The organism is Limisphaera sp. VF-2 (genome assembly GCF_049537125.1).
Taxonomy (GTDB): Bacteria; Verrucomicrobiota; Verrucomicrobiia; order Limisphaerales; family Limisphaeraceae; genus Limisphaera.
In genome coordinates this window covers 163650-182966 of the sequence record NZ_JBMVQY010000004.1, presented here as the reverse complement: position 1 = coordinate 182966, position 19317 = coordinate 163650, and the positions used below count along the sequence as shown (strand labels likewise).

Here is a 19317-nt window from a genome sequence, read left to right as displayed (position 1 = left end):
TCTGAATTTGCAGCTCCGCCCTGGGGTGCAGTCGCCTCAGCCGGGCACGAATTTGCAGCTTGTTCCACCGACTCTCGTCGGTGGCTACCACGCTTCTTTGAGGTCCGCCGCTTTCCAGCGGCGGCTACCACAAAGGATTCCGCTGATTCCCCTCTGCGGGTACGGAGTGGCGGATCCGGTCGGCAGCGCGGGAACGCGGTGGACCACGGGGCCATCCGCCGACTTCCGTCGGCGGCTACAGGTCAGCTTCTGCGTGTTCTGTGGGCTTTTTTCTTCTGCGTATTCGGCGGGCTGGAAGCCCGCGACAGGCCGGGCAAGGAAACCTGCGTCAGCGGGTTTTGCTTCCGATGGAGGCGCGTTTGCGGGCTCACGGTCCCGCACAAGCTCTATTGACAATCGCACATCGGGCACAATCTTCCCTGCTTTCACATGGCACGACGATCGACATTGCCGCCCATTCGCCTGCGCGGCGTCCGGCAGAACAATCTCAAGGGGTTCGACCTGGACCTGCCGGCGCACCGGCTGATCGTCATCACGGGCCTGAGCGGATCGGGCAAGAGCTCGCTCGCCTTCGACACCCTGTACGCCGAGGGCCAGCGCCGGTACATCGAGACCTTCTCCCCCTACGCGCGACAGTTCTTCGAGCGGATGGACAAGCCGGCCGTGGACAGCATCGAGAACATCCCGCCCGCCATCGCGCTCGAACAATGCAACACCGTTCGCACCACCCGGTCCACGGTCGGGACCATGACGGAAATCTGCGACTACATGAAGGTTCTCTGGCCGCACCTGGCCACTCTGCACTGCCAACAATGCGGCCAGCCCGTGCAGGTGGACACCCCCCAGCGCGTCTGGGAAACGACGCAGGCGGAGGCGGCGCGCCGGCCCGATTGCGAGGCGCTGGTCACGTTCGACCTTCCCCTTTCGCCCCGGATGTCTCTGGACGAATCCCTCGGCCTCGTGGCGCGCCAGGGATATCAACGCCTCTGGTGGGACGACCGGATCTGGCGCCTCGAGACCCTGCAGGAACACTGGGCGACCCAAGCCGTTCAGCCCACCTGCCTGACCATCGTGCAGGATCGCATCCGGCTGACGCCCGCCGCACGCGCCCGCTTCCTGGAGGCCGTCGAACAGGCGTACCACTTCGGCCGGGGCCAGGTCACCATCCGACTGATTTCTCGACCTTCCGGCGCCCGCGCCGATTCCGGAACTGTCTCCCCCACCGTGCACGCCTGTCTGCTGTTTTCCCAACGCCGTCACTGTGCCCGGTGCAATCTCGAGTACCCCGACCCCACGCCCGCCCGTTTCAGCTTCAACCATCCCATGGGCGCCTGCCCGGAATGCAAGGGGTTCGGTCGCATCATCACCATCGATTACCGTCGGGCGATTCCCGACCCCACTCGCACCCTGGCGCAGGGGGTGGTTCGCCCCTGGCTCAGCGGGATGGGCCTCGAATGTCAACGGGACCTGCTGCGCATGTGCCGGGCGATGGGCATCCCCACCGACGTCCCCTTCTGCCAGCTCAAACCCGAGTGGCAACAGTGGATCGTCGAGGGCGATCCCGATTACGGCAAGGACGAGGAACACGAGTGGCCCCGCGCCTGGTACGGCGTGCGCGGCTACTTTCGGTGGCTCGAGACCAAGACCTACAAGATGCACGTGCGCGTGCTGCTCTCGCGTTACCGTGCCTATGTGCCGTGTCCTGCCTGTCGCGGCACACGGTTTCGACCGGAAACGTTGCTTTATCGGCTGGCTCGCCCGGCCGCCGCGGGGTCCGCTGCCGACGATGCGCGTCAACCCGATTTGACCCTGGCGGACTTTTACGCCCTGCCGGTGCGGGACGCTCTGGCACTGCTGGAACAAATCGCCCGGACCCATCCCCTGCGTCCGCACGACCCCGTGGCGATTGCGCTGCACGAGGTCCTCGCCCGGCTCCGGTACCTCGTCGAAGTGGGCCTCGGTTACCTGACGCTCGATCGTCCCACGCGCACCCTGTCCGGGGGCGAGACCGAGCGAGTGAATCTCACCACCTGCCTCGGCACCCAACTGGTCAACACCCTTTTCGTTCTGGACGAGCCGAGTGTGGGTCTGCACCCGCGCGACACCGAGCGACTCGTGGGCATCCTTCAGCGCCTCCGCGACGCCGGCAACACGGTCGTGGTGGTGGAACACGAACCCGGCATCATTCGCGCGGCCGATCATCTCATCGAACTCGGGCCCGGCCGGGGTGCTCATGGCGGGGAGATCGTCTTTCAGGGCACTTACGCCCGCCTGCTCCGATCCCGGCGTTCGCTCACCGGCCAATACCTCAGCGGCCGTCGTCAAATCCCCATCCCTGTGCGCCGGCCGGTTCCGACCCCCCCGGAACCGGGCGCGGCAGCCCCAGCCCGCTCTTGCAATTCCGATCAGTCCCGTGTCCTCGCGCTCCATGACGCGCCCGCGCCGCTCGAAGCCGAATCCTCCATCCCCTGGCTCGTCGTCCGCCACGCCACCCGACACAACTTGCGGGACCTGACCGTGGCCCTGCCGCTGCGCCGGTTCGTCTGCATTACCGGCGTGAGCGGCTCCGGCAAAAGCACCCTCGTCCGCGACGTTCTCGTACCCGCACTCGCCGCGCGACTCCCGGCGGCCGAAGGCAAAACGCACGCCGCGGACTGGGAACCCGAATCCCCGGGGCTGGAAAGCGACGCCGATGGCGACACCCCGGCCGGCTGGGCTGCCGACACGGCTCCTCTCGAAGGCTGGGAACATCTGGCCGGATGGACCTGGGTGGACCAATCGCCGTTGGGGCGGACGCCGCGATCGAATCCCGCGGTTTACAGCGGCGCTTTCGACGCTTTGCGCGAGTTGTTCGCCGCCTCGCCGCAGGCCCAGGCCCGGGGCTATCGCGCCTCGGCCTTCAGCTTCAACTCCGCGCAGGGGCAGTGCGAGCGATGCCGCGGCGCCGGATTCGAAAAAATCGAAATGCAGTTCCTCAGCGATGTCTTCGTGCGCTGCCCCGAATGTCACGGTCGGCGATATCGGCCCGACATTCTCCAGGTCAAGCTCGCTCCGCCGGCTCCCCGCGGTGCGCCCGCCTGGACCATTGCCGACCTCCTAGAAGCCACCGTGGACGAGGCGCTGGCATGGCTGGAGGGGTTCGGCGACCAGGCGCATGCCCAAAAAGCGCGCACGGCCCTGCGCCTCCTTCAGGACGTCGGTCTCGGCTACCTCCGACTCGGCCAGCCGCTGAACACCCTCAGCGGTGGGGAGAGTCAGCGACTCAAACTCGTGCGGCACCTGGCTGCCGTGCCCGCTGCGAGCCCCTTGCCCGCCGCCGGCCCGGACCGGTCCGCCGGCACTGCTTCACCGTCCGACGCCCGGGGTCTGCTGTTCCTGTTCGATGAGCCCACGACGGGCCTGCACTTCGACGACATTCGGCTGTTGCTCGGGGTCTTCCAGCGTCTGGTGGACGCCGGCCATTCGCTGTTGGTGATTGAGCACAACCTCGAGGTGATCAAGTGCGCCGACTGGATCGTGGACCTGGGGCCCGAGGCGGGCGATGAGGGCGGGCGAATTGTCGCCATCGGCACTCCCGAGCAAATTGCCGCCTGCGCGGCCAGTCACACCGGACGAGCCCTGCGCGCGGTGCTCCCCCCATCGGTTTTGCGGGTCGAGTCGTCCGGCCCCTGAGCCGCCCGGAGTCGCCCACCGGCGCGGTGCGCTACGTTTTCCGCGCGGGCCGGCGCCCTCGGGCAGCGGCGCGGGGCTTTGGGTATCGTGGGGTGCGCGCCGACACGGTGGATGGCGTCCCGCCCGGCTGCAGCATGCGCTTCAACTCCCGAATCTGATCCCGCAACAGGGCCGCTTTCTCGAATTCCAGTCGCTCGGCCGCCGCCAGCATTTCGGCCTCGAGCTCCTCGATGGTCTCCGTCAAATCCACGTCCCCGCCCGTCTCGCGCAGCACCGACTCGGCTTCTTGTCGGGTCGCCTCCCGCGCCCCCAGACTTTCCTCTACCGCACGCTGGACGCTCCGCGGCGTGATGCCGTGCCTGCGATTGTATTCCAGCTGCTTCTGGCGCCGGTACTCCGTCACCGCCAAAAAGCGCCGAATGCTCTCGGTCATCACGTCTGCGTACAGAATCACTTCCCCGTTCAAATGTCGCGCGGCCCGACCCGCGGTCTGGATCAGACTGGTCTCGCTCCGCAGAAAACCCTCCTTGTCCGCGTCCAGAATCGCCACCAGCGACACCTCCGGCAAATCGAGCCCCTCCCGCAGAAGGTTGATGCCCACCAGCACATCGAACTCGCCCTTGCGCAGGGCGCGCAGGATTTCCACCCGCTCCAGTGCGTCGATTTCGCTGTGGAGGTATTGCACCCGGATGCCGATTTCCCGCAGATAATCGGTCAACTCCTCCGCCGTTCGTTTCGTCAGCGTCGTCACCAGCACCCGTTCGCCGGCCTCGGCGCGCTTGCGGCATTCCTCGATCAGGTCGTCGATCTGGCCCTTGAGGGGTTTCACCGTGACCTTGGGGTCCACCAGTCCCGTGGGCCGCACCACCAGCTCCACCACGCCGGGCATGGGGCCGGCCAGCATGGGGGTTGCCTCTGCCCCGGCGGGGGCCTCGTCCGGCGCTCGGTCGTCTGTCAGGGTCACGCCCTGCACCTGCACTTTCCGGCCGGCCCTTCGCAGGGCGTCTTCGCGGGCCCACTGCAGTTCCCGCGGCCCCGGCGTCGCACTCACGTAAATGGTCGGTCCCTGCAACGCCTGAAACTCATCGAAGCGCAACGGCCGATTGTCCAGTGCACTCGGCAGGCGGAATCCGTAATCCACCAGGGTCTGTTTGCGCGAACGATCGCCCTCGTACATGCCGCCCAGTTGCGGAAGGGTCGCGTGCGACTCGTCGATGACCAGCAGGTAATCCGGCGGCATGAAATCCAGCAACGTGCAGGGACGCGATCCCGGTGGCCGGCCGGCGATGTGCCGCGAGTAATTCTCGATCCCCGAGCAAAACCCCATTTCTTCCAGCATGGCCAGGTCGTACTCCGTGCGCATTCGGAGCCGCTGGGCCTCCAACAGCTTGCCCTGTTTTTCGAACCAGGCCACGCGCTCTTCGAGTTCCTCCCGAATGCTCACGATCGCCCGCTTCAACTTGTCGGCGGTCGTCACGAACTGTTTTCCGGGGAAGATGGTCAGGTGCCGCGGCTCGTCGAGCTTCCGCCCTGTCAACGGATCGAATCGCGTGAGCCGCTCGATTTCGTCGCCGAAAAACTCGATTCGCACCGCTTCTTCGCTGTAGGCCGGGCACAGTTCCACCGTGTCGCCGCGTACGCGGAAGTGGCCGCGCTGGAAGGCGATGTCGTTGCGGCTGTACTGCAGGGCCACCAGCCGTTCCAGCAGCTGCTCCCGGCTCATCCCCTGGCCCACGTGCAGGTGGATCAGCATCGCTTCGTAGTCTTCCTTGCTGCCGATGCCGTAAATGCATGACACGCTGGCCACCACGATCACATCCCGCCGCGCGAACAAACTGCTCATGGTGGAGAGCCGCATCCGCTCGATCTCCTCGTTGATGCTGGAGTCTTTTTCGATATAGGTATCGGTGCGCGGGATGTAGGCCTCCGGCTGGTAGTAGTCGAAGTAGCTGATGAAATACTCGACCGCGTTGCGCGGGAAGAACCCCTTGAACTCCGCGTACAGCTGCGCGGCCAGGGTCTTGTTGTGCGAGATCACCAGGGTGGGCCGCTGCACGCGGGCAATCACATTGGCGATGGTGAAGGTTTTGCCGGAGCCGGTCACTCCCAGCAGGACCTGGTGCCGCGCCCCGGCCTCCAGTCCCTCCACCAGTTTTTCGATGGCCTGCGGTTGATCGCCCGCCGGCTTGTAGGGTGCCACCAACTCGAACTCCACAAATCCGACCGTAGGCCCGCGCCTCGAGTCCGTCAACGCCCCGTCCTCCGTCCGAGCGCAATGCGGCTCTGCGCGCTCGGGCCGTCTCGGCGATCAGGATCGTTTTCGAACCCGCCACGTCCGCGGGCTGAAAGCCCGTGATACACCAAGTAAAGCGACCTTCGCTACGGGGCGTTTGGTAGCCGCCGCCGTGAGGCGGCGGACGGGGATTTCGAATTTGCAGCTCCGCCCTCGGGGGGCAGTCGCCGCAGCCGGACGCGAGTTTGCGGGTTGTTCCACCGACTTTCGTCGGTGGCTGGCAAGCTTCTTCGAGGTCCGCCGATTCCCATCGGCGGCTACGCAATCGGGCATTTTTTGAAACCCGCCGATTTTCATCGGCGGCTACCAGATCAGGCTCCGCCGGCTCACCTCGGCGGCTATGGAGTGGGAGACCTGGTAGCCACCGCGGGAACGCGGTGGACCCCACGGGGCAATCCGCCGATTCACATTGGCGGCTACCGAGTTGGGTTCCGCCGGCTTCCGTCGGCGGCTACAAATCAGCTTCTAAGTGTTCTGTGTGTTCTGTGGGCTTTCCTTCCGCGTAGCCGCCGCCGTGAGGCGGCGGACGGGGATTTCGAATCTGCAGCTCCGCCCTCGGGGGGCAGTCGTCGCAGCCGGACGCGAGTTTGCGGCTTGTTCCACCGACTTTCGTCGGTGGCTACCATGCTTCTTTGAGGTCCGCCGATTCCCATCGGCGGCTACGCAATCGGCCATTTTTTGAAACCCGCCGATTTCCATCGGCGGCTACCAAATTGGGCTTCGCCGGCTCACGTCGGCGGCTATGGAGTGGGAGACCTGGTAGCCACCGCGGGAACGCGGTTGACCACGGAGCAATCCGCCGATTCACATTGGCGGCTACGGAGTTCGGTTCCGCCGGCCATCGTCGGCGGCCACGAGCAGCTTTTGCGCGTCTCGCGTGTTCCGTGGGCTTTTGTTGGCGAGAGCCGGCCGGCCATTCATCGGAGGTGCGTCGCCGCTGCACCCGGCCGGCACCGGCCCGGCGCGGACTGTTTCACTCCGCGGGACGCAACTGAATCGAGCGCAAGTTGACCGGGCGCCATCCCTCCGCAACGGGACGAACTTCGAACCGGTACCGGCCCGCCGGCAGCTCGATCACCCCCACCTCGGTGCGCTGGAATTTTGTGTAATCGCCCGTACGCGGAATGGTGGCCTGCAACGCGGCCGATCCGGCGCGCAACACCAGTCGTGCACCTTCCGCCTCGGCCGCCGTCTCGACCGTGACCCGGTAGCGCCGCGGTTGATCCAGTTGGATCTCCCAATCCACCCAGTCGGCCGGGTCGGTCCAGAATCCGATGCAGCGTTTGGCGCGATCGGACTCGTACTGGATGCGACTGCCGTGCAGGTTGGCCTCCATGGCGTCCAGGCGCAGGCGTCCGTCGGCCTCCGGATAGATCGGCAGGGGCTCGACCTCCGGTCGACCGGCAATCCGCACAGCCACGACCGTGGCGATGGGATCGGGGGCCGTGGTCGGCACGGTGATCACCTGCTGTCCGTCGGTCCGGGTCACGGTGAGTTTGGCGCGGCGGTCCGCCAGCAGCCAGGCCCGCTGGATCGGGTTCTTCAGCCCGGGCACGACCAGTCGTCCATCGGCAGGCCATTGGAACACGTGCAGGTAGAGGATCGTGTGACGGCCCTGGGGTTTGGTGGTGCAGCGGCCCCAGGGCAGGCGTCGGAACGGACTGGCCCGCGTCCCGTAAATGGCCTCGCCATTGACCCTCATCCACGCGCCCATCTCTTTCAGCCGCTGGATGCTCGGCTCCGGAATGCGCCCGTCGGCCATGGGGCCCACGTTCAGCAGGTAGTTCCCACCCTTGCTGGCAATGTCGATCAGGTTTCGGATCAGCGTCTCCGTGCTCTTCCAGTTGTGGTCGTAACTCTTGTACCCCCAGGTGTCGTTCATCGTCATGCAAACCTCGAAATCCCGGCCATCCGGATAGCCCGTGGCGGGGATGTACTGTTCGGGGGTTTCGGTATCGCCGCGATAACCGCCGCCGAGGCGGTTGTTGTGGATGATGCCCGGCTTGAGCCGCAGCAGGCGAATGAGCTGATCGGCCCGCTCCCGATTCATGTCCACCGGGGTGTCCCACCAGAGGACCGCCGGGAACTCGCCGTAGCGGGTGAGAATCTCGCGCACCTGCGGTACCGCCACCTGCTGGATGTACTCGTCCATGTCGCGGTGCTGGGCCGGATCCCATTTGCCACCGGCGGCCGAACCGCCATTGACCCAGTCCTGAGCCTGGGAGTAGTAGAAGCCGAGTTTGATCCCATGCTTGCGACAGGCCGCCGCCAGGGGGAGCAGCAGATCGCGGCCATACGGCGTGGCGTCCACGATGTCCCAATCGCTGGCCTTCGAATCGAACAGCGCGAACCCGTCATGGTGTTTGCTGGTGATGATGATGTATTTCATGCCGGCTTCTTTGGCCAGGCGCACCCAGGCATCCGGGTCGTAAAAGATGGGGTTGAACGAGCGGGCGAATGCGCGGTATTCGGCCACGGGGATTTTCCCGCGGTTCATGATCCACTCGCCGATGCCGGGGATGCGCTGGCCCTTGTAGGTGCCGGCCGGCACGGCATAGACGCCCCAGTGGATGAACATCCCGAAGCGTGCCTCGCGCCACCAGCGCATGCGCGCGTCGCGCTGCGCCGGGGTCTCGTCCGCGTACGGATCCGGTTTGACGATGCGCGGCTTGCCGCGAATCTCCACCGCCACCACGGTCACATCAGGATCCGGCAGACGGTCCGGCAACGGGATGACCAGGCCCTGTTCTTCGGACCGCACGGGCAGCGGGGTGCCGTCGGCCAGCAACCAGGCCTTCAGCGGTGCGTTGACCAGGCCGGGCAGGATCAACCGGCCATGGGCAGGTCGATCGAACACGTGCAGATAAAGCCGCGTGTTTCCGTCCCGCAGCGGCTTTTGGGTGCACCGACCGAACGCAAGCTGTTCGAACGGGCTGGCCTTCGTCCCATAAATGGATTCGCCGTTCCGTTCCATCCAGCGGCCGATCTCCTGCAGCCGCTGCAGGCTGGGTTCGGGAAACGTGCCTTCCGCCGTGGGACCGATGTTGAGCAGGTAATTGCCGCCCTTGCTGGCGCAATCCACGAGGTTTCGGATCAATGTGCGCGCGGATTTCCAATGGTGGTCGTGTTTGTTGTACCCCCAGTGGTTGTTCATCGTCATGCACGATTCCCAATACACGCCGGGGCCAAATCCCGTGGCCGGGATTTCCTGCTCCGGCGTGCCGTAATCGCCGACGCCGCGGCCCCGGTCCATACCCTGCATGCCGGCGCGTCCCTTGCCCACGCGGTTGTTGATGATGATGTCCGGCTGCAGGCTGCGCACGTAGTTGTACAGGTCCACCCCGCGCTCATGGGTCCAGGGCGACTCCCATTCGCCGTCGAACCAGAGGATTCCCAGCGGACCGTACCGGGTGATAAGCTCCTTGAGCTGGGCCTTCATGTAGGCCACGTAGCGGTCCATGTCCGGCGTCCCCGTGGCCCGGTCGTTCCAGGGACGGCGCGTGCCCCAGTCGGGGTGGTGCCAGTCCATGATCGAGTAATAAAAGCACAGCCGCAGACCCTCTTCGCGGCAGGCATCGGCCAGTTCCTTGAGTGGATCGCGCCCTGCCCGGCCGAACGGGGTGCGACCGATGTCCCAGTCGGTCTCCGCGGAGTCCCAGAGGCAAAAGCCGTCGTGATGCTTGCTGGTAATCACGATGTACTTCATTCCGGCCGCCTTGGCGGCGCGGACCCAGGCGCGCGCGTCGAACTGCACCGGGTTGAACTGATCGGCAAATCGTTCGTATTGGGAGACCGGCATGCGGGTTTCTTCGAGGAACCACTCGCCGTAGTTGGTGTTGCCCTGCCACTCGCCGGCCGGCACGGCATAGACCCCCCAGTGAATGAACAGGCCGAACCGCGCGGCCTCGAACCAGGCCATCCGCCGGGCCTTCGCCTCGGGCGATTCCCGGGTGTAATCGCGGGCTCGAAGGCCGGTTTCCGGGGGCAGTGCCAAAGCAGCAAAGACAAGCCACAGCCACGGGAAAGAAGCGCGCATCGGTTTCATGGTCACGGACAATCCTTTCGGCCGCCGGCTCGCAGTACGGGCGGGAGCGCCATCCCGGGCCCGGTCCGCTCGCTCTGCCCGTCCCCGCGAATGCCGTGGGCAACTGATGGTGTAAAACCGGAGCGGAACGCGAAGCAACTTTTTTGCGCAGTCGCGTTTCCTCCGCGCGTTTCGTAGACGTTCGGTGCCCGATTCTCTGGAGGCGGAGCGTGAACCGCTGGTGACGCTTTCTGATTCGTGTGTCTCGCGGTACTCGGAGAAGCCACGGAGCACGGCGGTGAGGGCGCCAGATCAGGCAGAATAGGCAGCCGGGGTGATCAAGGTGGGCCACCCGGCCCTCGCTGCGGTGGAGTCGGATTGAACAGGCCTGCAAAGGCCGGGAGCAGGGCACGCGGACGGGCCTTCGGCAGCCACCGCCGTTAGTCTGGCGGGCGCCAGTTGGGAGCCCCCGAAGGAATCCGGCGGATCCATCCATGGTCCACCGCGTTCCCGCGGTGGTCACCGAATCCACCACTCCGGAGCCGCTGACCGAACTCGGTGGGCCGGCACGAGATCCATCCCCTTACCGCAGGGCGCTGCTCGGTTGGGCGATGGCCAGCCGAAATCGGGATCTTGTCCGCCGCCTGACGGCGGCGGCTACGCCCAAGGAAAGCCCACAGATCACACAGAACACGCAGAAACTGACCTGTAGCCGCCGACGGAAGTCGGCGGAGCCCAATTTGGTAGCCGCCGATGGGAATCGGCGGACCTCGAAGAAGCTTGCCAGCCACCGACGGAAGTCGGTGGAAGAAGTTGCAAGCTCGTGCCCGGCTGCGGTGGCTGCACCTGAGGGCGGGGCTGAGAATTCTGAATCCCCCGGTGCGCCGCCCGACGGCGGCGGCTATCGAATTAGATTCCCAACCTGCCGGATCGCGGGCTTCCGGCGCGCAGACGACACGACGCTCGAGATAAGCGCCTGCGTTCGCGGGAGCCAGCTCGCGGCTTCGCGTTGCGTCGGTGGCGATCGAGGTAAGGCGGGCAAGTTTGCTTGCCGAAGCGCCCGCAGACCGGAGGGCTGCGATCCGGCAGAGTCAGAAGTCTGCGCTACCATGCGGCAGGGGCGCCGGGCGAGTTCTGACTCCGTCGGTGGGCTGGCAACGGGTTCCGGCCTTTTCAAAGCGGCAGGGCACCGTGGCCTCGAGCACTCCATTCGTGCGACGACGTCCGACCTCGCCTCCCACTCCCGATGCCACCCCCTGAATCGGGAGTCTCATTGGCGACAATGGAATCCCGGCAACTCTGCCGGGTGTCAAAGGCCGCGGCAAACGCCGTACCTAGGAGACGGCGGGATCATCGTCGACCTTCCGGGTCCGTGCTTCCGTGCCCCTTCGGGGCGGAGATCACCCGGTCAGGGTCGGCGAATTTTCCTCAATTCCCGGTCGGTCTCTGCCGATGAAGAGGCAGGTATCGATTCGACAAAAGGCTATGCCGGAAGTCGCTGCCAACAGCACTGTGCGGCCGTTGAGCCTGAGTCAGATTCAGGCTCATCTGGCGCGTTGTCCCTCGCTGCCGTCTCTGGGCAGCATCAACAAGGCCTTGCAAGAGCTGTTGCATGCGGAGCAGCGCTACTCGGCACAGATTTCGGAGATCATCCGGCGCGATCCCAGTTTGACGTCGCGGCTCCTCCGGCTGGTCAACTCTGTCTATTACGGCCTGGCGCAGCCGGTGAACAGCATCGAGGAAGCGGTGTTCTACCTGGGGGTGCGACAGATCCGGCAGTTGGCCCTGGTCACGCCCATCATCGAGGATTTTCAGCGCCTGACGCGGCAGTGCCAGTTTCCCTGGCGGGAATTTTGGCAGCACTGCATCGGCGTGGCCCTGCTGACGCGCGAAGTGCTCAGCACGGTGCAAACGCCGATGGATGAGTCGGACTATGTGGCGGGGCTGGTCCATGACGTGGGCAAGATCGTGATGGCCTGGTCGTTCCCGGAGCATTTTGCCGAGATTCATCGTCAGGCCGGTGCGGGCACGCGGGAACTGACCGAAATCGAGCGTGAGATCCTGGGACTGGACCATGCCGAACTGGGCGCGATGTATCTGGAGCGGCAACGGCTGCCGGACCTGATGGTCCGTGCTGCCCGTTATCATCACCGGCCGCAGGACTCGGAACAGCACACGGCGCTGGTGGCGTCGGTGCATGTAGCGGACCTGTTGTTGCGGGCCGAGGGCATCGGCTACAGCGGCAACCACGTGCCCGTCACTCGCGAGCAGTGCCAGGAATCGGCCGGCTGGAAGCTGTTGTTCCCCAACCCGCAGGATTCGGAGCAGGCCATCGCGCGCGCGTCGCTCGAGCGCAGTCTCGAACGGCTGCCTCACATTCTTGAAGGTCTGGTCTAACCGGCCTGTTTGGAACCCCTCGCTTCGAAATCAGGCCGATCTCCGGTCCGGCGCCGACTGCCGGTTCCACGTCGGAACAGGTGCCGGGGTCGCTCCCCGCCGTGCCCCACCCCGGGGTCGGGCGCCGGTTCCTGTTCGGTTCGAAGCTCCCCAGCAACGTCGTCGGCACTCCTCGCCGAAGTCCCTCTCTCCGCGGAACGGCAGGGCAAGTCCCTGGAACACTTGGGAAAACCCTTCGAACCGAGCCCTGTAGGAGGCCGTGGTCCCGAGGGGCTTCTGCAAGTCACCCTTCCCGCCCGGGGCAAGGTCTTGCCGGTCCGGCTGAGCTGGCATTCCCTTCCAATCTCTCACCTTTGCGGAGGGAGCACCGCGGGGGGCTCCCGGGGCCTGGCCGGAAACCGCCTCGACCCGGTTCACGCAAATGGCTCTTGGCCGCGGAAGTCCGGTCGGGGTCAGACTGGGACCGGATGGAGGCTCGGCGGATCCATCGGCCGACGCACAAGACAGGTCGAGCCGAAAGATCAAAGTTCTCGAATCCAGATGTTCCGGAAGCGCACGGGGTTACCGTGGTCTTGAAGGACCAACGGCAGTTTGTCCGGATGCGGTTCGTATTGAGGTCGCTCCAGGTAGGTGCTGCCCCGGATCTCGAAGTGGTCCTGCACCAGCACACCGTTGTGAAGCACGGTAATGGTGGCGGGACGGACCACTTTGCCGGAGCCATCTCGTCGGGGCGCCCGGAAAATGATGTCGTAGGTTTGCCACTGGCCGGGGGGCCGGGAGGCGTTGACCAGGGGAGGTGCCTGACCATAGACGGCGCCGGCTTGCCCGTTTTGATACGTGGGATTCTGCCATGAATCGAGGATCTGCACCTCGTACCGACCCATGAGGAAGACGCCGCTGTTGCCGCGCCCCTGGCCTTCGCCTTCGATCTTTTCCGGGGTGGCCCACTCGATGTGAAGCTGACAGTCACCAAAGGCGCGTCGGGTTCGGATGTTTCCCGTCCCGCCGACCACCACCATGGCACCGTCCTCGATGCGCCAGCGCGCCGGGCCGCCCTGTTCGCTCTCCCAGGCGTCCAAGTTTTTCCCATCGAAAAGGACAATCGCGTCCGAGGGCGGCGGGCCCGGGTTCACGACCCGAGCCGCACCCGCTGGTTCGGCTGCCCGGCCGGAAGGACCGGGGAGCGCCAGGGTGAACAGCAGCACCGCGTGGAGGTTCAAGGCGAGGAGAGGACTTCTGGTTTTCATAGCACGGGCAACAGTAGATGGACGCGCAATCGGCGACGCAACCCTGCAGTTGCGGCCCCTCGGGCACCGCGAATCCAACTCCGCCTCCTTCGGCCAGAGTCGATCGGTGCGTTGCCCGGCTCGAGTCGAAGATACGGATCGAAGCAAAGCCCATGGTGCATGCAGGAGACGCAGAAATCCTGCAGAACCCGCCGATTAGAATCGGCGGACCGACCCAAGATTCACCGCGTTCCCGCGGTGGCTGCCGAATTCCCCCACCCCGTAGCCGCCGATGGCAGTCGGCGGATGGTACCGATGACCTATCGCGTGGGCGCGTGGGTTGCATGGATTGTCCGCCGCCTACCGGCGACGGCTCCAAAACTTTCCGGATCCGGGGCTTCCAGCCCGCAGAACCCGCGGAGAAAAGAGCCCACAGATCACACAGAATACACAGAAGTCGCTCGGCAGCCGTCGACGGGAGTCGGCGGGACCCTGTTCCGTAGCCGCCGATGTCAATTGGCGGAATCCGTTTCTTTACCTGCCATGGCAATCCGCGGACTGGTGAGCACCCACCGAGTTCCCGCGGTGGCGACCCGATCTACGACTCGGTAGCCGCCGACGGAAATGATGCAGAGAACTTCTCAGCCACCGACGGATGTCGTGGGAACGCCCCACAGATCGCTGAGGTACTGCGGTGACTACACCCGCAAACGTAGGCACGGATTCAGAATCCTCCGATCCGCTGCCTCCCGGCGGCGGCTACACCTCCCGATCGCGGGCTTCCAGCCCGCAGAACACGGAGATGAAAAGCCCACAGATCACACAAAACACACAGAATAGTCAGCCCACAGGACCTGCAGAAGCGGCTCAAGTAGCCGCCAACGGAAATCGGTGGGTTTTCGAAAAAGCCTGCCAACCACCGACGAAAGTCGGTGTAACAACTCTCTGTTTGCTGCCCGGCAGCGGTCGCAACACTCGGAGCGAGGCCGAGATTCGATTCCCAGTCCGCCCCCTGCGAGGGGTGGCTACCCAGTGCTCGACTCCGTGGCAGCCGGAAGGCTGGCGAGGCTCGGCCCGGTCGCGGCCGACTGAAGAGTCGTCGGATGGACGGATCACCTCTCCCAGGACCGCGCGGGCTTCCTCGAGTCCTCCGCCGCCTGCCGGCGGCGGATACCGGGCGTTTTTCGCGAAGGCCATTCGGCCATTGGCGTCGTCACGATTCGTGACCGGCCAGCAACTACCTCCGTCTGGAAGATCCACTTTTGGTTCGACAACCTCCTCGATACGGTCCCCTCCGCGTGCATTGCGCCGCGGCCATGCGGGCATGGGCGGTCGGCTCGGGGTGTCCGCAGGCGATTGGTTCGTTCGATGGTGGCGAAGCGAATGCCGAGGCCTGTCCTGCAGCCCGGGGATGACGTGCGCCGTCTGCATCTCCCTGGGTCCCGAAACAAGGGACTCAGAGTTTTTGTGAAAAAGAAAGGCCGCACGGTGAACCGTGCGGCCCTGGAAAAGGCTGTCAGCCGATTACTTCCGACGGAAGATCATCAGGCCCAGCGCGCCCAAGCCCAGCAGCGCCAGCGTGCCCGGCTCGGGGATGTAGTAGATGTTGAAGCTCTGCAGGCCCACCAGGTTGGGCGGAGTATTCAAATCCCCACCAATGGCGTTGACGTTGAACAGCGGGGATTTCCCTGCGGCAAGTTGCCCAGAGAGCCAGAGTGCCTCAGCCTGCGCCCAAGTGGTCACAGTCCCGCCTCTGTTATCCCACACTCTCATCTGCAGCGTGGCCACCGGAGCGTCCTTCGGGACTCCCTGCAGGGTAGCAGTCACGATAGCCACGAAGCCAGCGGCCGCGCCAGTGCGGAAGGTTGTCGTCGGAGTAGCCGGCTGCAGGCTGGACTCGGGCTGGCCAGCACCGGGAGCAGCGAAAAGCTGCGCGGTGTAACCGGATCCAGCCAACAAGGGACGACCGCCATAATCCGCGGTTCCAGCCGGAAGGCCGGTCGGGGTGTTCCCGACGATTGATACGGTGTCATTCGGCCCCAAGGGTCCATACACCGGAGCCCTCAGAACTCCGGTGACGTTATTCACAAATGTCACTGTACCCTGGGCAACGACTGAGATGGCTGCACAGGTTGCCAATGCGCTGATGATCAGTTTCTTCATAGGCTCTCCGGATACTGCTCGGGTTGCTGTTTACACACGGAATCAGCAGGCTTTCACAGCTTTACTGCACGGTGAAGTTCCGCACCCAGTTAACTGCTTGGCCCTTTCGGCTGAAGAACGCTTCGCCAACACCGACGGACGGATCGCTCGGCGTCCAAGCCAATTCAAACTCGTCAAACAAGTACGAGGTGTACCCGCTTCCAGGCGTGTACTTGTAGACTTGGTCGCCGGGCACCGCAGGGAAGGCCAAGGCGGTCAGCGTCCCTGCTTGCGGGACCATGGAGCTCCGCACGGCGAAACCGGCGGGAATCGGATTTGTCAGCGAACCTTGCAGGACCTCGCCCACGAATGTGATCGTAAGGGGCTGCGAGGTGTTGTTCTTGATGAACCCACCCTCACCCGGATTCAGCGTTGCGTTGCCATCCGGAGTCCATGCCAACTCAAACTCGTCAAACAGGTAGGACTGCCACCCTGTGCCGGTCACATACTTGAAAAACTGAGTGCCAGGAGGTACCGATGGCAGCAAAGCGGCGATCGTGTTGTTCGTTGTGTTCAGCTGGTTCGCGATCAGCGCGAAGCTGTTCGGCGGGATGGTGACGTTGTAGTACCCCACGACGTTCAGGGAGTACACGTTTTGCGCCATTGAGGTGGCGAGACCTGCTGCGAAGGTCGCAGCGACCAGTAGTGCTTTGGTTCTCATGGTCCTCTGTGCTGTTGTTGTTTACCGTGTGCGACGCCACTTTCCCAGAGTCGTCGAATCCTGTCAACAGGTTTTTGGAAAAAATTTTGAACGCATCGAGCCGCCGGTGGTCCGGTTTGAGACGACCCGGAACAAGGCGCCCAAGGGAGAACCGGCGCCCCCGGTGCCCGGCTTCTGCCGGGGCCACGATTCGTTCGCAGCCGACCGAGCGCTGTCGCGGTCCGCTATCGCAGCGGAATGATCACAACACATTGCACCAAAATGACTTGCGCATGATCCCGTTCCTGTTCGACCCCAACCACCGGCACCGGGGTGGAGGCGGCTCTCGCCTCGCACCATCAGGATAACAGCATTGGATGTGCCAACAGATCCACAGGCTTGTCAGCAAGCTGTAGTTCGAGTGGCCGCGGATGATCGCACGGTCGAACATGGGCCTCACTCGCAAAAAAGCCTGCCGAAGAGGTGGAATGGGGAAGCTTCGGTTCTCTGGGTCATTGCGGTCAACCGGCTGAGGGGAACCGAGAGCGCTCCGGCAGCATGAAGCCGAGAAACGATTCGCAGCAATCCCGGCCAGGGCAGTCACACACGAAGGTGGCCGTTCGAGCCGCGCAGGACGCGGCAGAAGATTTCGGGAACGAGCAGGGCCTTCCGGACGAACGCGACCGAGCGATCCGGGAGTCGACGACCGGCCCTCTCGAGAGACCGATCCGCCGGCTCGATTCTGCCATGAACTCGGCGGCTCGGTGGTTCCCCGGCGTTCACGGCGCCCGTCAGCCGGTTCCTCCACCGCGGAAACGGACCGTCGGCCTGGGAACCCGGCGGGACCTTTTCGTGCAAACGCCCGTTGCCGACATGAAGCAGGGTGGATCGCATCGCATGCAGGGCGGGCCCGATTTGCTTCGTTTCGTGGTCCCGGATGGGTTAGGCTGACTCGGCAGTGATGAAGTGCGATTTACCCTGGCGCCCGGAGGCGCTGCTGCGGCTGGTGGTGGGAGTATTGACCTGCGTTCTTCTCGGAGCGTGGGCCGGCCTGCTGTGGCGGGCGTGGTCCGGCGAGCATCTGACGTGGCGGGTGTCGTTGGCAGCGGTGGTGGGGATGATTGCACTGGGGTGGGCGTTGCGAATGACGCGCCAACCGATTCGGTGGGACTCCTTCCGGCGATGGGCACTCCACTTTGGACCGGGATTCTACGTGGGCCTTGTTTTGTTGAGTCTGGCGCACCAGTGGGTTCCGGGCCTGGAACGTCGGCCCGGCCTGCCGCAGTTGGTGCTGGCAGGGCTGAGTTTCCAGGGGGCGACCCTGGTTCTGGTGACGTTGTTTTTGCGCGAGCACGGGACCGGATGGCGGGAAGCGTTCGGGCTGCGGCTCCGGCCGGGACGGGCTTTGGGGCTGGGTGTGGCTACGGCGTGTGTGATCCTGCCGGTGGCCTGGGCGTTGCAGCTGCTCACGATGGCGGTGCTGCACCGGTTTCACTATCCGGCGGAGGTTCAGGTGGCGGTGCAGGTGTTGCAGACGACACCGGACTGGCGACAGCAACTGGCCATGGCGGTGGTGGCGATCGGCCTGGCGCCGCCGGCCGAGGAGGCGTTGTTTCGAGGTTTGCTTTTTCACACGCTGCAGCAGGTCGGCTATCCCCGGCTGGCCTGGTGGGGCACGGCCCTGCTCTTTGCGTTGGTGCATGCGAATGCGGCTTCGTTCGTGGCGCTGGTCGGGCTGGCGCTGGCGCTGGCGTGGTTGTACGAGCGGACGGGGAATTTGTTGGCACCGATCGTGGCGCACGCGGTGTTCAACGCGCTGAACTTTGCGGCGCTGCAGGTGTATCAGCGCTGGTGGGCCGGAGGTTGAAGAGAGATGGAGGAGTTTGCATTGATCGAACGGCTCGTGGACGGTCTGCCGGGCCGACCGGAGGTGCTGGTGCCGGCCGGGGACGATTGCGCCGTGCTGCGGGCGGAAGGGACCGGGCGGGACTGGCTGTTCAAGACCGATGCGGTGGTGGAAGGGGTACATTTCACCCCGGAGGCACCGCCGGAGAAGATCGGGCACAAAGCCCTGGCGCGTTGTTTGAGCGATGTGGCGGCGATGGGAGGGCGGCCGCTGGCGGCGCTGGTGACGTTGGGGCTTCCGGAAGGCTACGACGCGGAGCGGGTGGTGCGCGTGTACGCGGGGTTGACGGCGCTGGCCCGGCGGTACGAGGTGGCCGTGGTGGGTGGGGAAACGACGCGAAATCCCGGCGGAATGTTTTTGTCGGTGGCGCTTTGGGGTTGGGTGCCGGCGGGCCGCGCAGTGCTTCGTTCCGGGGCACGGGCTGGCGACGCAATCTTCGTGACGGGAGAACTGGGGGGGTCGGCGGCGGGGAAGCATTTGGACTTCGAGCCGCGACTCCGGGAGGCGCAATGGCTGGTGGAGCACTTCGACATTCACGCGATGATCGATTTGAGCGACGGTCTGGCGGGTGACCTCCGGCATTTATTGCGGGCCAGCGGCGTGGGAGCCGAGCTTTTGAAGCGCGCCATTCCGGTCAGTCGAGCTGCGCGACAGGCTGCCCTGCTTTCCAGTGCGGCCAAGCCCCCGTTGGTGGCGGCACTGACGGACGGCGAGGATTTCGAGCTACTGTTCACCGTGGCGGCGCGGGACGCGGTGCCGTTGGTGGACGGCTGGAAAAAGACCTTTCCAGAGCTGCGGCTCAGTTGCATCGGCAAGATTCTGGCCGAACCCATGCTGGTGTTGCGCGATCGGCAGGAGGTGCAACCGCTGACGCTGCAGGGTTATCAGCACTTCTCCGGGGCTGACACGGACCACGACGACTGACGGCTCGCACGGGGATCCGGGGCTCGGCCGCGG

Annotated in this window: 9 protein-coding genes; 4 read left to right on the top strand and 5 right to left on the bottom strand. The window is 64.9% G+C overall.

Translation table 11 applies throughout. From position 1 onward, the window contains the following. Positions 1-429: 429 nt before the first annotated feature. On the top strand, positions 430-3672 hold the full coding sequence (locus ACPDIT_RS12645) for an excinuclease ABC subunit UvrA (protein WP_423444031.1): 3243 nt from the start codon (positions 430-432) through the stop codon (positions 3670-3672). A 31-nt stretch (positions 3673-3703) separates the two neighbouring features. Here the strand turns inward: ACPDIT_RS12645 and ACPDIT_RS12640 are convergent, their stop codons facing one another. Further along, positions 3704-5887, bottom strand: coding sequence for an excinuclease ABC subunit UvrB (locus tag ACPDIT_RS12640; RefSeq protein ID WP_423444030.1), 2184 nt, complete (start codon positions 5885-5887; stop codon positions 3704-3706). Positions 5888-6938: 1051 nt separating this feature from the next. Continuing rightward, positions 6939-10010, bottom strand: coding sequence for an alpha-L-fucosidase (locus ACPDIT_RS12635; protein ID WP_423444028.1), 3072 nt, complete (start codon positions 10008-10010; stop codon positions 6939-6941). Positions 10011-11474: 1464 nt separating this feature from the next. Here ACPDIT_RS12635 and ACPDIT_RS12630 point away from each other — a divergent pair. After that, entirely contained in the window at positions 11475-12386 is a 912-nt protein-coding gene (locus tag ACPDIT_RS12630; protein ID WP_423444026.1) for an HDOD domain-containing protein, read from the top strand. A gap of 521 nt (positions 12387-12907) precedes the next feature. On the opposite strand, the gene ACPDIT_RS12625 is transcribed toward ACPDIT_RS12630, so the two are convergent. The 3 genes from ACPDIT_RS12625 to ACPDIT_RS12615 all read right to left on the bottom strand — a co-directional run bounded on the left by ACPDIT_RS12625 (position 12908) and on the right by ACPDIT_RS12615 (position 16475). Beyond that, positions 12908-13633: a 3-keto-disaccharide hydrolase gene (locus tag ACPDIT_RS12625; RefSeq protein ID WP_423444024.1), complete on the bottom strand. Its 726-nt coding sequence runs from the start codon at positions 13631-13633 to the stop codon at positions 12908-12910. 1503 nt (positions 13634-15136) lie between these two features. Next, entirely contained in the window at positions 15137-15775 is a 639-nt protein-coding gene (locus tag ACPDIT_RS12620) for a PEP-CTERM sorting domain-containing protein (RefSeq protein WP_423444023.1), read from the bottom strand. A 61-nt stretch (positions 15776-15836) separates the two neighbouring features. Further along, positions 15837-16475 carry a hypothetical protein gene (locus tag ACPDIT_RS12615; protein ID WP_423444022.1) on the bottom strand — a complete coding sequence of 213 codons (639 nt, stop codon included), beginning with the start codon at positions 16473-16475 and terminating at the stop codon, positions 15837-15839. A 940-nt stretch (positions 16476-17415) separates the two neighbouring features. Here ACPDIT_RS12615 and ACPDIT_RS12610 point away from each other — a divergent pair. Together ACPDIT_RS12610 and thiL are read left to right on the top strand one after the other, a co-directional pair. Beyond that, positions 17416-18321, top strand: a complete 906-nt coding sequence (locus ACPDIT_RS12610) for a lysostaphin resistance A-like protein (protein WP_423444020.1) — start codon at positions 17416-17418, stop codon at positions 18319-18321. Between the two features lie 6 nt (positions 18322-18327). Then, positions 18328-19284: a thiamine-phosphate kinase gene (thiL, locus tag ACPDIT_RS12605; RefSeq protein WP_423444018.1), complete on the top strand. Its 957-nt coding sequence runs from the start codon at positions 18328-18330 to the stop codon at positions 19282-19284. Positions 19285-19317 lie beyond the last annotated feature (33 nt).

Bases quoted from the DNA above. Each gene is read 5' to 3' on its own strand.
- ACPDIT_RS12620 (WP_423444023.1), bottom strand. From the start codon at position 15,775: ATGAAGAAACTGATCATCAGCGCATTGGCAACCTGTGCAGCCATCTCA.
- thiL (WP_423444018.1), top strand. From the start codon at position 18,328: ATGGAGGAGTTTGCATTGATCGAACGGCTCGTGGACGGTCTGCCGGGC.
- ACPDIT_RS12615 (WP_423444022.1), bottom strand. From the start codon at position 16,475: ATGAGAACCAAAGCACTACTGGTCGCTGCGACCTTCGCAGCAGGTCTC.
- ACPDIT_RS12645 (WP_423444031.1), top strand. From the start codon at position 430: ATGGCACGACGATCGACATTGCCGCCCATTCGCCTGCGCGGCGTCCGG.
- ACPDIT_RS12625 (WP_423444024.1), bottom strand. From the start codon at position 13,633: ATGAAAACCAGAAGTCCTCTCCTCGCCTTGAACCTCCACGCGGTGCTG.
- ACPDIT_RS12610 (WP_423444020.1), top strand. From the start codon at position 17,416: ATGAAGTGCGATTTACCCTGGCGCCCGGAGGCGCTGCTGCGGCTGGTG.
- ACPDIT_RS12635 (WP_423444028.1), bottom strand. From the start codon at position 10,010: ATGAAACCGATGCGCGCTTCTTTCCCGTGGCTGTGGCTTGTCTTTGCT.
- ACPDIT_RS12630 (WP_423444026.1), top strand. From the start codon at position 11,475: ATGCCGGAAGTCGCTGCCAACAGCACTGTGCGGCCGTTGAGCCTGAGT.